General features: G+C 40.5%; 1 protein-coding gene. It reads right to left on the bottom strand.

Annotated elements, in window-relative coordinates; all coding sequences use genetic code 11:
• Positions 1-981: cadherin-like domain-containing protein (locus tag DNJ77_RS09830; RefSeq protein WP_204723400.1), on the bottom strand; the 981-nt coding region annotated here is incomplete at both ends.

The following is a 981-nucleotide window of genomic DNA, read 5'->3' as shown; positions in this document are numbered from 1 at the left end:
CACTATCAACGGTTACATTTGTACCATCATCGGTAATCACCGCATTACTATTATCTGGAACAATCACTTCGCTGCCATTAGAGGTAATCACGGTTATCGTACCATCTCCATTATCAATCACTTGTGAGTTATCCGGAACCGTAACATCCACTGTACCATCGCCATCTAGATCAATAACTGTCTCACCGTCATCACCGCTTCCAATAATCGCATTGCTGTTATTTGGCAAGGTCACACTGTCACCATCGGATGTGGTGAAGGTAAATGTCCCATCACCATTATTGACATAGTTTGAACCACTGGGTCCAGTGACATCTAAAATACCATCACCATCACTATCAACGGTTACATTTGTACCATCATCGGTAATCACCGCATGGTTATCTTGAGGGATAGTCACTTCGCTACCATTTTGAGTGGTAACAGTAAGAGTCCCATCTGAATTATCTTGGACAGTTGAACCATTAGGCACTAACGCATCCACAACATCATTCGAGTTAGTATAGATCACACTTAAACCGTTAAACATCGTAAAGTTTGAATGAACTGGCAAAGCCCCATTCACATCATTGGTCAAATCTCCTACCACAACGTCAAAGCTTGGTACACGATTGTTCCCTGCGTGGACAAACTCAATTGCACCGTTATTTATATCAGCTAACGTAAACTCCGTTATCGCTACGCCTGGATTACTGTTTAATTGGAAATAGCCATTTTCTACATTACTCACTTTTACCGCAACGTCACTGGCTAGAGAATCAACATCGCTAATATTGATAATACTATTTATTATGGTTAATAGCTCTCCATTATTCATGCTTGATTCTGGAGTCATTACCACTGGTGCATCATCCACTGTTGTAATTGTAAGCAAGCTTTTTACGTTATTTGCTGAATCAAGACTATTTGCATCCGTGATCACATATTGTATTTGTTTGACCGTTTGTGCTGGATTGTCCGAAGTGTTGTAATACACCATAC

Source organism: Fastidiosibacter lacustris (assembly GCF_003428155.1).
Taxonomy (GTDB): Bacteria; Pseudomonadota; Gammaproteobacteria; order Francisellales; family Francisellaceae; genus Caedibacter; species Caedibacter lacustris.
The sequence above is the reverse complement of the archived record's forward strand: the minus strand, read 5'-3'. Positions and strand labels throughout refer to the sequence as shown.